12 protein-coding genes are annotated in these 14166 nt (G+C 52.8%); 7 read left to right on the forward strand and 5 right to left on the reverse strand.

The window, feature by feature from the left end:
* Nucleotides 1-1773, reverse strand: coding sequence for an aspartate--tRNA ligase (gene aspS, locus AC3ITF_RS13075; RefSeq protein WP_115258772.1), 1773 nt, complete (start codon nucleotides 1771-1773; stop codon nucleotides 1-3).
* A gap of 264 nt (nucleotides 1774-2037) precedes the next feature.
* On the opposite strand from aspS, the gene AC3ITF_RS13080 reads away from it, so the two are divergent.
* The 5 genes from AC3ITF_RS13080 to cmoB are packed head-to-tail and all read left to right on the forward strand — an operon-like array spanning nucleotide 2038 to nucleotide 5616.
* On the forward strand, nucleotides 2038-2604 hold the full coding sequence (locus AC3ITF_RS13080) for a hydrolase (protein ID WP_489175728.1): 567 nt from the start codon (nucleotides 2038-2040) through the stop codon (nucleotides 2602-2604).
* Nucleotides 2601-3419, forward strand: coding sequence for a DUF72 domain-containing protein (locus AC3ITF_RS13085; protein WP_489175729.1), 819 nt, complete (start codon nucleotides 2601-2603; stop codon nucleotides 3417-3419). The genes AC3ITF_RS13080 and AC3ITF_RS13085 overlap by 4 nt, the downstream gene beginning before the upstream one ends.
* A gap of 52 nt (nucleotides 3420-3471) precedes the next feature.
* Nucleotides 3472-3867 (forward strand): MAPEG family protein, encoded by a 396-nt coding sequence (locus AC3ITF_RS13090; protein WP_096757440.1) that lies wholly within the window; start codon nucleotides 3472-3474, stop codon nucleotides 3865-3867.
* Between the two features lie 40 nt (nucleotides 3868-3907).
* Entirely contained in the window at nucleotides 3908-4651 is a 744-nt protein-coding gene (gene cmoA / locus AC3ITF_RS13095; protein WP_489175730.1) for a carboxy-S-adenosyl-L-methionine synthase CmoA, read from the forward strand.
* Complete coding sequence (cmoB, locus tag AC3ITF_RS13100; RefSeq protein WP_115258776.1) at nucleotides 4648-5616, forward strand: tRNA 5-methoxyuridine(34)/uridine 5-oxyacetic acid(34) synthase CmoB; 969 nt, start codon at nucleotides 4648-4650, stop codon at nucleotides 5614-5616. Before cmoA ends, cmoB begins: the two co-directional genes overlap by 4 nt.
* Nucleotides 5617-5848: 232 nt before the next feature.
* Here cmoB and cutC read toward each other — a convergent pair whose 3' ends face one another.
* Nucleotides 5849-6595 carry a copper homeostasis protein CutC gene (cutC, locus tag AC3ITF_RS13105; protein ID WP_137362886.1) on the reverse strand — a complete coding sequence of 249 codons (747 nt, stop codon included), beginning with the start codon at nucleotides 6593-6595 and terminating at the stop codon, nucleotides 5849-5851.
* Between the two features lie 2 nt (nucleotides 6596-6597).
* On the reverse strand, nucleotides 6598-7164 hold the full coding sequence (locus AC3ITF_RS13110) for a VOC family protein (protein WP_135912213.1): 567 nt from the start codon (nucleotides 7162-7164) through the stop codon (nucleotides 6598-6600).
* A gap of 238 nt (nucleotides 7165-7402) precedes the next feature.
* Here AC3ITF_RS13110 and argS point away from each other — a divergent pair, with 238 nt between their 5' ends.
* Nucleotides 7403-9136 (forward strand): arginine--tRNA ligase, encoded by a 1734-nt coding sequence (gene argS, locus AC3ITF_RS13115; protein WP_489175731.1) that lies wholly within the window; start codon nucleotides 7403-7405, stop codon nucleotides 9134-9136.
* A gap of 241 nt (nucleotides 9137-9377) precedes the next feature.
* The gene (mrdA, locus tag AC3ITF_RS13120; protein WP_115258782.1) at nucleotides 9378-11315 is read left to right on the forward strand and encodes a penicillin-binding protein 2; all 1938 of its coding nucleotides are present in this window, start codon (nucleotides 9378-9380) and stop codon (nucleotides 11313-11315) included.
* Here mrdA and bglB read toward each other — a convergent pair.
* Together bglB and AC3ITF_RS13130 are read right to left on the reverse strand one after the other, a co-directional pair.
* On the reverse strand, nucleotides 11287-12426 hold the full coding sequence (bglB, locus tag AC3ITF_RS13125; protein ID WP_117341926.1) for a beta-galactosidase BglB: 1140 nt from the start codon (nucleotides 12424-12426) through the stop codon (nucleotides 11287-11289). The genes mrdA and bglB overlap by 29 nt on opposite strands.
* A gap of 4 nt (nucleotides 12427-12430) precedes the next feature.
* Nucleotides 12431-14014: an MFS transporter gene (locus tag AC3ITF_RS13130; RefSeq protein WP_489175732.1), complete on the reverse strand. Its 1584-nt coding sequence runs from the start codon at nucleotides 14012-14014 to the stop codon at nucleotides 12431-12433.
* Nucleotides 14015-14166: the final 152 nt, after the last annotated feature.

Raw genomic sequence — 14166 nt, forward strand, 5'->3', positions numbered from 1 at the left:
TCAGTTATTCTCGGCCTTCTTCACAACCTGAATGCTCAGTTCCGCCAGGGCAGCGTCGTTGGCAAAACTTGGCGCTTCGGTCATCAGGCACGCTGCAGCCGTGGTTTTCGGGAAGGCAATAACGTCACGAATGTTATCGGTACCGGTCAGCAGCATAGTCAGACGATCCAGACCAAACGCCAGGCCAGCGTGCGGCGGAGTACCGTATTTCAGCGCGTCCAGCAGGAAGCCGAACTTCTCACGCTGTTCTTGCTCGTTGATACCCAGAATACCAAACACGGTTTGCTGCATGTCGCCGTTATGGATACGCACGGAACCGCCGCCCACTTCGTAACCGTTGATGACCATATCGTACGCATTGGCAACGGCCTCTTCCGGCGCGGCTTTCAGCTCAGCGGCCGTCATGTCTTTCGGCGCGGTAAACGGATGGTGCATCGCGGTCAGGCCACCTTCACCGTCGTCTTCAAACATTGGGAAGTCGATAACCCACAGCGGCGCCCATTTGGTTTCGTCGGTCAGGCTCAGATCTTTACCCAGTTTCAGACGCAGTGCGCCCATTGAGTCAGCAACCACTTTCTTGTTGTCTGCGCCGAAGAAAATCATGTCGCCATCTTGTGCGCCGGTGCGCTCAAGAATCGCGTCAACGATATCGGCATTCAGGAACTTAGCAACTGGGCTGGTTACCCCTTCCAGACCTTTCGCACGCTCGGTGACCTTAATGTAAGCCAGGCCTTTCGCGCCGTAGATCTTGATGAAATTACCGTAATCGTCGATCTGCTTACGGCTTAAGCTTGCTCCACCCGGTACACGCAGCGCAGCCACGCGACCTTTGGCATCGTTAGCCGGGCCGGAGAAGACGGCGAAATCAACGGACTTCAGCAGGTCAGCAACGTCAACCAGCTCCATCGGGTTACGCAGGTCCGGTTTATCAGAGCCGTAGCGACGTTCGGCTTCCGCAAAGGTCATGATCGGGAAATCACCCAGATCCACACCTTTTACTTCCAGCCACAGAGTACGCACTAACGCTTCCATCACTTCGCGCACCTGCGGTGCGGTCATGAAGGAGGTCTCAACATCGATCTGGGTAAATTCAGGTTGACGGTCAGCACGTAAGTCTTCGTCACGGAAGCATTTTACGATCTGATAGTAACGATCAAAGCCAGACATCATCAGCAGCTGCTTGAACAGCTGTGGAGACTGCGGCAGGGCGTAGAATTTGCCTTTATGGACGCGGGAAGGCACCAGATAGTCACGTGCGCCTTCCGGGGTCGCTTTGGTCAGCATCGGCGTTTCGATGTCGAGGAAGCCGTGATCGTCCATAAAACGACGCACCAGGCTGGTGATTTTGGCACGGGTTTTCAGACGCTGCGCCATTTCCGGACGACGCAGGTCCAGATAGCGATACTTCAGGCGTGCTTCTTCGGTGTTTACGTGGTTAGAGTCCAGCGGCAGCGAGTCTGAACGGTTGATGATGGTCAGATCGGACGCCAGTACTTCAATTTCGCCGGTCGCCATGTCGGCGTTGACGTTTTTCGCGTCACGCGCACGCACGGTGCCCGTAACCTGGATGCAGAACTCATTACGCAGTTCGGAGGCCAGCTTTAACGCATCCGCACGGTCCGGATCGAAAAATACCTGCACGATACCTTCGCGGTCGCGCATATCGATGAAGATCAGGCTACCAAGATCACGACGACGGTTGACCCAACCACACAGAGTCACCTGCTGCCCCTCGTGGGACAGACGTAGCTGTCCGCAATATTCTGTACGCATGAGATATCCCTTAACTTTGCCGCAGGCGGATTGTCACCTGCCTTGCAGATGACGAAGTCGCAGCTTTAGCTGAATGTCACAACTGAATGAAAAAAGGCGGCTATTATACTGGAAATTCTGCCGCACGATAAGTCCGGTACTGACTGTACGCGTGTTTCCTACGCGGGTATTGCGTAATCTCACAAAAAATAACAAAAATTGTCGCCCCTTTCACACACAATCGCGATTAAGGTGTAACGGAATTCTTTTTTGACTGGAGTCACCATGCTGGAACTGAACGCTAAAACCACCGCCCTTGTCGTGATTGACCTACAGGAAGGGATCCTGCCCTTCGCCGGCGGCCCCCATTTGGCAAGCGATGTCGTGACCCGCGCCGCACGCCTTGCGGCACATTTCCGCGCTCACGGTTCACCGGTAGTGATGGTTCGCGTTGGCTGGTCTGACGACTACGCAGAAGCCCTGAAACAGCCGGTAGATGCCCAGGCACCGGCTAAAGCACTCCCTGCAAACTGGTGGGACTATCCGACAGCGCTGGGCAAAAACGCCAGTGACATCGAAGTGATCAAACGCCAGTGGGGTGCCTTTTACGGCACCGACCTCGAACTCCAACTGCGCCGCCGGGGCGTTGACACTATCGTGTTATGCGGGATCTCCACCAACATCGGCGTTGAGTCAACGGCGCGTAATGCCTGGGAACTGGGTTTTAACCTGGTGATTGCCGAAGATGCCTGTAGCGCAGCCAGTGCCGATCAGCATCAAGGCAGCATGACGCATATCTTCCCGCGCATTGCACGCGTGCGCAGCGTGGACGAGATCCTGCAAGCGTTATGATCTATATCGGCCTGCCGCAGTGGTCGCATCCGAAGTGGGTGCGCCTGGGGATCACCAGCCTTGAAGAGTATGCCCGCCACTTTAACTGTGTTGAGGGCAATACCACACTCTACGCGCTGCCAAAAGCCGAGATTGTTATGCGTTGGCAGGCGCAGACTACCGATGACTTTCGCTTCTGCTTTAAGTTTCCGGCGACCATTTCGCATCAAGCTGCACTGCGAAACTGTGATGATTTGGTGCAAGAATTTTTCACCCGCATGTCACCGCTGGAAGCGCGAATCGGGCAATATTGGTTGCAGTTACCCGCCACCTTTTCTCCTCGCGATCTCCCTGCTCTGTGGGCGTTTCTTGATGCGTTACCCGCATCGTTTACCTACGGGGTGGAAGTTCGCCATCCTGAATTTTTTACCAAAGGTGAAGACGAGAAACGGTTCAATCGCGGCTTACACGAGCGAGGGGTCAATCGGGTAATTTTAGATAGTCGGCCGGTACACGCCGCGGTTCCTCACAGTGAAGCGATTCGCGATGCGCAGCGCAAAAAACCGAAAGTTCCGGTCCATGCAGTGGTTACCGCGAACAATCCCATGGTGCGCTTTATCGGCAGCGATAATATGGAGCAAAACCGAACGTTATTTAACGTATGGCTGGCCAAACTGTCTCTCTGGAAGCAGACCACAACACCCTATCTGTTTTTACATACGCCAGACATCGCGCAGGCCCCGGAGCTTGTAGATACGCTATGGGCAGATTTACGCAGCGCTCTGCCAGAGATCGGATCAGCACCGTCTATTCCACAGCAATCTTCTCTTTTCTGAAAATGCCACCTATCATAGTCAATGCCAGCAGCCATTTTAAAAGGGAGTTTGTATGGTAAGCGCGCTATATGCCGTACTGGGTGCGTTATTGTTGATTAAGTTCTCCTTTGACGTTGTCCGCCTGCGTATGCAGTATCGCGTGGCTTATGGCGACGGCGGTTTTAGCGAACTACAAAGTGCGATTCGCATTCACGGTAATGCGGTGGAATATATCCCCGTCGCATTAGTGTTGCTGTTATTTATGGAAATGAACGGCGCGGAAACGTGGATGGTGCATATTTGCGGGCTGATGTTAATTGCTGGTCGGCTGATGCATTATTACGGATTCCACCACCGTCTGTTCCGCTGGCGTCGTTCCGGCATGAGCGCCACCTGGTGCTCGCTGGTGCTAATGGTGCTGGCGAATCTCTGGTATATGCCCTGGGAGTTGGTTTTCTCCCTGCATTAGCGCACAATACGCCACTTTATTTTTCCCGGATTTTTACGTTATGTCTCACCGCGACACGCTTTTTTCTGCGCCTATCGCCAGTCTGGGTGACTGGACCTTTGATGAACGGGTAGCTGAAGTCTTCCCGGATATGATCCAGCGCTCCGTTCCCGGCTACTCCAACATCATTTCGATGATTGGTATGCTGGCCGAACGTTTCGTGCAACCCAACACGCAGGTCTACGATCTGGGCTGTTCATTGGGCGCCGCGACGCTCTCGGTGCGTCGCAGTATTCAGCATGACAATTGTAAAATTATTGCCGTCGACAACTCCCTGGCCATGGTTGAACGCTGCCGCCGTCATATTGACGCCTATAAAGCCCCTATTCCGGTCGAAGTTGTCGAAGGGGATATTCGCAACATTACTATCGAAAACGCCTCAATGGTGGTGCTGAATTTTACCCTGCAATTCCTTGAGCCAGCGGAGCGCCAGGCATTGTTGGATAAGATTTATCAGGGGCTGAATCCTGGCGGCGCGCTGGTGCTGTCGGAGAAATTCAGTTTCGAAGATGCAAAAGTGGGTGAGCTGTTGTTCAACATGCACCACGATTTCAAGCGGGCAAATGGCTACAGCGAACTGGAAATCAGCCAAAAGCGCAGCATGCTGGAAAACGTCATGCTGACCGACTCGGTCGAAACCCATAAAGCGCGCCTGCATCAGGCTGGTTTTGAACACAGCGAACTGTGGTTCCAGTGCTTTAACTTTGGTTCTCTGGTGGCACTAAAAGCTGAGGTTGCGGCATGATCGACTTTGGTAACTTTTATCAGCTGATTGCCAAAAATCATCTTTCTCATTGGCTGGAAACGCTCCCGGCGCAAATTGCGAGCTGGCAGCGCGATCAGCATGGCCTGTTTAAGCAGTGGTCGAACGCGGTAGAGTTTTTGCCCGAACTGACACCGCACCGTCTGGACTTGCTGCACAGTGTCACCGCTGAAAGCGAAGAGCCGCTCAGCGACGGTCAGCTTAAACGCATTGATACATTAATGCGCAATTTGATGCCGTGGCGTAAAGGGCCATACTCACTGTATGGCGTCAATATCGACACCGAATGGCGTTCTGACTGGAAATGGGATCGCGTTCTGCCGCATTTATCCGATCTGACCGGACGGACGATCCTGGATGTCGGCTGCGGCAGCGGGTATCACATGTGGCGCATGATCGGTGCAGGCGCGCACCTGGCCGTTGGGATTGATCCGACCCAGTTATTCCTGTGTCAGTTCGAAGCGGTGCGAAAACTGCTGGGCAACGACCAGCGCGCGCATCTGCTGCCGCTGGGTATTGAACAGCTTCCGGCGTTGAACGCGTTTGATACCGTTTTCTCAATGGGCGTGCTCTATCACCGTCGTTCTCCGCTGGAACATCTCTGGCAGTTGAAAGATCAACTGGTACAAGACGGTGAACTGGTACTGGAAACGCTGGTGGTTGAAGGGGACGAAAATACCGTGCTGGTGCCGGGTGACCGCTACGCACAAATGCGCAACGTCTACTTTATTCCGTCTGCACTGGCGTTGAAAAACTGGCTGGAGAAGTGCGGTTTTGTCGATGTCCGCATTGCCGACGTGTGTGTGACCACTACCGAAGAACAGCGCCGCACCGAGTGGATGATTACCGAATCGCTGGCTGATTTCCTCGACCCGAACGACAGCAGTAAAACGGTAGAAGGGTACCCTGCCCCGCTGCGCGCGGTCTTGATTGCGCGTAAGCCGTGATGGATTGCCGGATGACCGTTACGTATAGCACCGTTTCTCCAAAATAGTTCAAGTTGCAGCAAGGCGGCAACACAGCAAATCCCCGGGAGCGTAGATAACTACGTGACCGGGGTGAGCAAGGCGGCCAACGCGGCTGCGGCTTGAAATATGAAGGAGAAAAAAAGGCCCCTGTAATTGCAGGGGCCTGGTACGAGCAAGCATCATATTGGGCGACATGATGCAACGGTAAAAATCAGCTGGCCCGATGGTGCGCAATAATCGCTTTCATTTCAGCAACCGCCGCCCCGTCTACCGCATAGCGGGAATATTCATCCGCTTGCGCATCCGAAGACATCGACAACCCCGTATTGCGATAACGCATGGGAGAAGCCAGCCATACTCCGGCAGAACTGTGGACTTCCTGCACACCGGCGTCGAGGAATAGAGACAAATTCGCAGCGCGAACCCCCGCTCCGGCCATAATGATTGGAGCACCGGGCTGTGCAATAAGTTCCATTATTTTTGTTAAACCTTGCGCAGCATCTGATTTTTGCCCGGAAGTCAGCACTCGGGCGACACCCAAATCAGATAAACTTTTCAGCGCATTTAAGGGGTTGGCACACATATCAAAGGCCCGATGAAACGTGACATTTAGCGTACCGGCTGCCCGCATAATTTTTTCCATGCGCGACATATCGACGTTGCCATCAACATCTAATAACCCGGTTACCAGCCCGGAGAATCCGAGATCTCTGACCATGGCGATATCATCCAGCATGGCGGCGAATTCACCGTCGGTATAGCAAAAATCCCCGCCGCGCGGGCGGATAATCGGATTGACGGGAATATCAATATGCTGACGAACGGTACGTAATACACCCAGTGATGGGGTTAAGCCCCCTTCTTTGGGTGCCGAACACAGTTCAATACGATCCGCGCCATTTTTTTGTGCCGTCAGCGCACACTCCATGCTGTAACAGCAGATTTCCAGCAGTGCCATGGTTACTCCTGTTGCTCGCTTGCCACAATCGTTTCAATTGACCATGGATGAAACTTGATAGTCACGCTGCCGTCGCTGACCGCCAGCGTCGGGTTCGGTAACCGCTCACGCTCGCCTTGTGGTGAACTGGTTTTCACAAAGATACCCGGCTGACTCAATCCTTCATCAGAAAGCAACGCCAGCGCTCGCGCATTCAACGTTTCCGGCTCGCCCGGCAGAACAATCTCAATATGCTCCCAACCCTCATGTGGGTAGCGTTTTTCACCCGGCCACGGCAACTCCACAATAGAAAACTGCCAGTGCGCCACGCACACCGGCTCATCCAGTTTGAACAGGCAAATCGGTCTGCCATTGATGATATTTTCCGACAACAGTTGGCCGCACTGTTCAAACCCGCGACGCCAGCGCTCTGCGGTAGTGTTTTGATGACAGCGCAGAGAGATGTGATCGGCTTCAAGCGGAGCAATATTCAAACCCAGACGGGTGGAAAGTTCAGTTAACGCCTGAGTGAAATGCCCTAAATCTGCGGAAATATCATGCAGTTCTGCAACGGTTTGCCAGTTCGCCATATTGAAAGCTCATATCCATGTTCAAAGCCGCTAATTTACTCTGTTGCGCAGTACCATCCAACCGCTGATTTTTTCAGAGACAAAATGAATGATTATGCGTCATTGCACTGCGTCTATTTTAGGCCGCGCGCGGCACGCACAATGCTGACGGCAACGGGCATTTGCAGTATACTCCCGGCCTAAATTCTTAATCTGGCGCGGTGTATAGTAAAGCGCTTCATAAATGTAAGGTATTCCGGTGAATATTCAGGCTCTTCTCTCAGAAAAAGTCCGTCAGGCCATGATTGCTGCAGGTGCGCCTGCAGATTGCGAACCTCAGGTTCGTCAGTCAGCAAAAGTACAGTTCGGCGACTATCAGGCCAACGGCATGATGGCAGTCGCTAAAAAACTGGGTATGGCGCCGCGACAACTGGCAGAGCAGGCGCTGACTCATCTGGATCTCAACGGGATTGCCAGCAAGGTTGAAATTGCGGGCCCGGGCTTTATCAATATTTTCCTCGATCCAGCATTCCTGGCGCAGCACGTGCAGCAGGCGCTGGCCTCCGATCGTCTGGGCGTTGCACAGCCAGAAAAGCAAACCGTTGTTGTTGACTACTCTGCGCCAAACGTGGCGAAAGAGATGCACGTAGGCCACCTGCGTTCCACCATCATCGGTGATGCGGCTGTCCGTACGCTGGAGTTTCTCGGCCATAAAGTCATCCGCGCAAACCACGTTGGCGACTGGGGAACCCAGTTCGGTATGCTCATCGCGTGGCTGGAAAAGCAGCAGCAGGAAAACGCGGGTGAAATGGCGCTGGCTGACCTTGAAGGTTTCTATCGTGACGCGAAAAAACATTACGACGAAGATGAAGAATTCGCCGAGCGCGCACGTAGCTACGTGGTGAAGTTGCAGGGTGGTGATGCTTACTTCCGCGAAATGTGGCGCAAACTGGTCGACATTACCATGTCGCAGAACCAGTTAACCTACGATCGTCTGAACGTGACGCTGACCCGCGACGACGTGATGGGTGAAAGCCTGTACAACCCGATGCTGCCAGGCATTGTTGCGGATCTCAAAGCCAAAGGCCTGGCCGTTGAAAGCGAAGGCGCGACTGTCGTATTCCTTGATGAGTATAAAAACAAGGAAGGCGAACCGATGGGCGTTATCATCCAGAAGAAAGATGGTGGTTATCTGTACACCACCACTGATATCGCCTGCGCCAAGTACCGTTACGAAACACTGCATGCCGATCGCGTGCTGTATTACATCGACTCCCGCCAGCATCAGCATTTAATGCAGGCATGGACCATCGTGCGTAAAGCCGGTTACGTGCCGGATTCCGTACCACTGGAACACCACATGTTCGGCATGATGCTCGGCAAAGACGGTAAACCGTTCAAGACCCGCGCGGGTGGCACAGTTAAACTGGCCGATCTGTTGGATGAAGCGCTGGAGCGTGCACGTCGTCTGGTGGCAGAGAAGAACCCGGACATGCCTGCCGACGAGCTGGAAAAACTGGCGAATGCGGTCGGTATCGGCGCCGTGAAGTATGCAGATCTGTCGAAAAACCGTACCACGGATTACATCTTCGACTGGGATAATATGCTGGCCTTCGAAGGCAATACCGCACCGTACATGCAGTATGCCTACACCCGCGTACTGTCCGTGTTCCGTAAGGCAGATATCGACGAAAGTGCGCTGGCCAGCGCGAAGGTCATCATCAGTGAAGATCGTGAAGCCCAACTGGCGGCGCGTCTGCTGCAGTTTGAAGAAACGCTCACCGTCGTTGCACGTGAAGGTACACCGCACGTGATGTGCGCCTATCTATACGATCTTGCCGGTTTGTTCTCTGGTTTCTACGAACATTGCCCAATCCTCAGCGCCGAGAGCGAAGAGATTCGTAACAGCCGCCTGAAGCTGGCACAGTTGACGGCGAAAACGCTGAAGCTGGGTCTGGATACGCTGGGTATCGAAACCGTAGAACGTATGTAATCACCACGAGTGATGTGAAAGCCCGCGCTATGTCGCGGGCTTTTTTATTTTCCCGAATGATCGCCCCCGTAGGTCTGATAAGCGAAGCGGCATCAGGCCTACGAGAAACGGCTACGTTCACTGTAATTTGTTACAACTCACAAGGAATGACACATTTCCGTAGAGGGATGGAACATCTTTTACCTGTTATCCCATTTACACCTCCGTATCATTAGGCGGCGAATTAATCAGGTGTGGGTCCATGACATTCAGAGATTTTGAGGCGGAAGAGAAACTCTTTCAGCGACGGGTAATAGTGGCCTTTGGCCTGGTGGTCATCTGTTTTGGCATCCTGATTTATAACCTCTACAACTTACAAATTCGCGAGCATCAGTATTACACCACCCGCTCAAATGCCAATGACATCAAAATGCTGCCAGTTGCCCCAACGCGCGGCATCATTTACGATCGCAACGGTATCCCGCTGGTGCGCAACGTCACCTGGTACGATATTTCCGTCACTCCTTATAAAATCAACGATATGGATGCCTTGCTAAAGCAGCTAACGCCTATTGTTGACCTGACCCCTGATGAGATTGACCAGTTTCGCCACGATCTGAAATCCAGTAGTCGCTATCGCCCGGTGGTGCTCAAAAATGCGCTGACCGACGTGGAGATCGCCCGTTTCTCGGTTAATCAGTTTCATTTCAGCGGCGTCACCATCAACAGCTATGAAGATCGCCAATATCCGTATGGCGCAGAGTTGGCGCATGTGCTCGGCTATGTCTCTAAAATCAATGACAGCGACCTGAAAGCGTTGGATAAAAAGGGGCTGGCAGAAAACTACGCCGCCGATCACAACATTGGCAAGCAGGGGATCGAACACTATTACGAAAACGATCTGCACGGCAAAACGGGTTATCAAGAAGTCGAAGTCGATAACCACGGACGCATCGTACGCCTGATAAAAGATGTACCGCCTGTTGCCGGAAAGGACATCCACCTGACGCTGGATTTACACTTACAGGAATATATAGAGAGCCTGCTGGTCGGTCAGCGCGCCGCAGTACTGGTTGAAGATCCGCACGATGGCTCGGTGCTGGCGATGGTCTCTAACCCCAGCTATGATCCGAATCCGTTCGTCAAAGGTATCAGCTACCAGGACTACAACACGCTGCTGCAGGATAAAGACCTGCCGTTGATTAACCGCGTCACGCAAGGTTTGTACCCTCCCGCCTCCACGGTCAAGCCGTACATGGCGATGTCAGCATTGCTCAATGGCGTTATCACCCCGCAGACCAGCTTCTTTGGCGCGCCAACATGGACATTGCCCGGCACTGAGCGACATTATCGCGACTGGAAAAAAACCGGTCATGGCATGTTGGACGTGACCAAAGCAATTGAAGAGTCCGCTGATACGTTCTTCTATCAGGTGGCGTATATGATGGGCATTGACCGAATCAATAGCATGCTTAGCCAGTTTGGTTACGGTAAACCCACCGGCATTGATCTTGATGAAGAGTACAACGGGCTGTTACCGAGCCGCGACTGGAAACAACGGGTGCATAAAAAAGCCTGGTATCAGGGAGACACCATTTCGGTTGGTATCGGTCAGGGATACTGGATCGCCACGCCAATCCAGATGGTGAAAGCAATGGTGGCACTGATTAACAACGGGAAAGTGATTGCCCCTCACCTGTTGCAGGCTGAAGAGAGTGGTAAATCTGTTACGCCTTATCATGCCGCCACGGTACCGTCACAGATTGCCTCTCCCTCCTCGCCCTATTGGGGACTGGTGCGCGAGGCGATGTTTGGCATGGCCAATGCGCCGAACGGGACAGGTTATAAATTTTTCCATACTGCACCTTACGGAATTGCGGCGAAAAGCGGAACCTCACAGGTTTTCAGCCTGAAAGAAAACCAGACTTACAATGCGAAGATGATCCCCATCCGCCTGCGTGACCACGTGTTCTACACCGCATTTGCACCCTACAAAAACCCGAAAGTCGCCGTGGCGTTGATTCTGGAAAACGGCGGCAGCGACGGCATTACCGCCGCGCCGGTTATGCGACAAATTATGGATCATCTGTTTGTGCCGCAGGACAACACCGCACAAACAGAGGTAACTCAACAAACAGCGCCGACAGCGACAGCGCCGTCGGACACCGATATTAAAAATACTTACGCAAGTATTCGGTGAGACACAGCATCGCCATCGCCTGGCCGTAAGGCATGGAGGTCAGCGGAATGTTGCGATAGAACTCGAGATTGTGCCCCATTCCGGTACCAAATGAGGTTTGCAGCAGCTCCCCTTCTGGTGAGATATGCTGCACAATGCCTTTGATGGCGAGTTCTGCTACCGCCGCATATTCCTGCCCGACATAACGCTTACGCACCGCTTTCAAAATCCCATAAGCAAATCCGGCGGTGGCTGACGCTTCAAGGTAAGAATGCGGATCGTCCAGCAACGTGTGCCACAGACCACTCTCATCCTGACACTTCGCCAGGGCCGCAATTTGCGCATTCAGTACCTGTACCAGATAGCGACGAACGGCATTATTCTCCGGTAAATCGACCAGTTCGAGGAACTCCGGAATAACAATAGTTAGCCAGCTGTTACCGCGCGCCCAGCGGGCGTTGGCAAAGTTATGATTTCCCTCATAGCTCCAGCCGTGGAACCACAGACCGGTTTCTTTATCCATCAGGTTTTGCACATGTAACAGGAACTGATACGTCGCCTCTTCAACGTACTCGGGGCGGTTGAGCAGTTTGCCAATCTTCGCCAGCGGTAACACCGTCATCATCAACGTGTCGTCCCACATCTGCTGATGATTCTCTTCCGCCAGCGTGATGTGCTGCATACCACCAAAATCGGTACGCGGCATGTCGTGCATCGCCCACTCAGCCCAGGAATCAAGCCACGGCAGATACGCCGGATTGCGCGTTTCTTCATAGCGATACGCCAGCGTCAGAAACGGCGCCATGGTATTGACGTTTTTAGTCGTCGCGCCTTCTGCAAAGCGGTCGGCAAACCAGCCATCGATGATATCGCGCATCGTTTCATCACCGGTTTGCTGGTAATACTGGTACATCCCGTACAGGCCGACGCCGTGCGTCCACTCCCATCCAGCCCACCCTTTGGTGTCAATAACGCGTCCGTCGTCCAGTCGCAGCAAGAACTCACCGCTCTCATCATGAATATTGACCAGATTATGCGTCACCTTCTTGATAAGCGTTTTTAACTCATCTCTGGCAATAAAATGTTCAGGTTGACGTAACAACGGGCTGTGTTTAACCGGATAAACAATCATTTACTTAACCTCTGTGCAATGTCGAATTCAATGCTGAGCCATGTTGCAGTGATGGCGCAGCAGGTTTATTACGATTCAGGTAACCAATATTGTTGTTACCCCAAAGTGATTCATACGGCATGCCTGACAGCATCTCTACCGTTGCACGTCCTTCAGGAGTAAGCCCTTCTGGCATGGGGCAACCTGACTCACGCATTTTTGCAGTCTCTTCACGCAAGGTACTATGTGTTTGCAGATTCAGTTTGAAACGTAGAGACACCAGGAATCCCAACGCCAGTACAATCAACGTACCGCAACTCAGAATGAACAGAATGGTATGGCTGACCGCAGCAGGTTGTTCACTCTGCCCGGAGACAAAACCCGATAACTGCATAACAATGCCGACCAGCATGACGGCCCCCGCCTGCGAGGCTTTGCGCGTTAAGGTCATGATGCCGGCAAAGATCCCTTCCCGACGCTGGCCTGTGATCACCTCGTCGACATCGGCGATATAGGTGTAGGTATTCCACGGAACATAATTGATGCCACCACGTCCCAGGCCCGCAACGGCGGAAACCAGCAGCAATAAGGCGTACACATCACTCAGCCCGGCGTAATACAACACCGCATAAGAGAGAGAACTCAGGCCAAACAGCACCACCACCATCCGGTAAGACGGGGCCGGTCCAAAGCGAATGCACAGCGGGATCATGGCGATAACCGCAATAAACTGGAAGATAGCCATGGTGCCCAGCAGGTTCGACGCCATAGAGGCTTCCTGCATCAACACAAACACCACATAGTAGGTAAAGACCGCGTTGAACACGTCCTGCGCGATATAACCACCAAGATACATGCCCAAATGTTGACGGAAAATGCGGATGCGCATCGTCGAACTTAGCTCAGTGAAAAGACGACTCATGCTCTGACGAAAGGTCAGGCTTTTCTTCTCTTCTTCAGCGCGAAGTGCCGCTTCGCTCCATTCTTCACGCGGGCGTTCCCAGGTAAAAAACCACACAAAGGTCAGCATCAGCGCGCACAGCACCGAAAACACCAGGCTGGCATAGAAAAATGAAACAGGATTGTGTTTACCAAACAGCGTCAACAGTACGCCAGGTAAGAACGAGGCCAGTATGGCTGACATCTGGGCCATAGAAATACGCGCGCCAGAAAACTTGGTTTTCTGTTTAAAATCATCGGTCATTTCCGGTACCAGCGTTTCATAGGGCACCAGAATCATGGTGTAAACCACATCAAACACCAGGTAGGTCAGCAGGTAGTACCAGAATCCCATGTCGCCGACCCACATCAGGGAGTAGCTAAAGACACAGGGAATCCCCAGCAGAATAAAAAACTTACGTCGGCCAAAGCGTTTACCAAGCCAGGTCGATCCAAAATTATCCGTTAAAAAGCCCATTAATGGGCTAACCACCGCATCCAGCACCCTGGCCGTTGCAAAAATAAACGTCGCCTCAATAGGCGTCAGGCCACAAAAAGTGGTGTAGAAATAGAGCAACCATGCGGCGGTCAGCGCCGTGGTCCCTGCGCCTAAAAAGTCACCTGCCCCATAGGCAAAATAATTTACCAACCCAATTTTACGTGTTCTCATTGCCGTTACCCCTGCACATTATTGGGAGGCCCCGCAATCCTCACTTCGATGCAGGACGTCCTTACACGGCCACAGTAAAAGTTAACCGCAAGGGAAACCTTTTTATTTCTGCCAGGGATAATCGCGAAATGGCAACAGCACAAAGAGTCCGG

Source organism: Citrobacter sp. KH_055_1, from assembly GCF_057838705.1.

Excerpts from the sequence above, each read along its gene's own strand:
- AC3ITF_RS13080 (WP_489175728.1), top strand. The coding sequence starts at position 2,038 with ATGCTGGAACTGAACGCTAAAACCACCGCCCTTGTCGTGATTGACCTA.
- aspS (WP_115258772.1), bottom strand. The coding sequence starts at position 1,773 with ATGCGTACAGAATATTGCGGACAGCTACGTCTGTCCCACGAGGGGCAG.
- AC3ITF_RS13090 (WP_096757440.1), top strand. The coding sequence starts at position 3,472 with ATGGTAAGCGCGCTATATGCCGTACTGGGTGCGTTATTGTTGATTAAG.
- AC3ITF_RS13110 (WP_135912213.1), bottom strand. The coding sequence starts at position 7,164 with ATGGCGAACTGGCAAACCGTTGCAGAACTGCATGATATTTCCGCAGAT.
- cmoB (WP_115258776.1), top strand. The coding sequence starts at position 4,648 with ATGATCGACTTTGGTAACTTTTATCAGCTGATTGCCAAAAATCATCTT.
- AC3ITF_RS13130 (WP_489175732.1), bottom strand. The coding sequence starts at position 14,014 with ATGAGAACACGTAAAATTGGGTTGGTAAATTATTTTGCCTATGGGGCA.
- mrdA (WP_115258782.1), top strand. The coding sequence starts at position 9,378 with ATGACATTCAGAGATTTTGAGGCGGAAGAGAAACTCTTTCAGCGACGG.
- cmoA (WP_489175730.1), top strand. The coding sequence starts at position 3,908 with ATGTCTCACCGCGACACGCTTTTTTCTGCGCCTATCGCCAGTCTGGGT.
- AC3ITF_RS13085 (WP_489175729.1), top strand. The coding sequence starts at position 2,601 with ATGATCTATATCGGCCTGCCGCAGTGGTCGCATCCGAAGTGGGTGCGC.
- cutC (WP_137362886.1), bottom strand. The coding sequence starts at position 6,595 with ATGGCACTGCTGGAAATCTGCTGTTACAGCATGGAGTGTGCGCTGACG.
- bglB (WP_117341926.1), bottom strand. The coding sequence starts at position 12,426 with ATGATTGTTTATCCGGTTAAACACAGCCCGTTGTTACGTCAACCTGAA.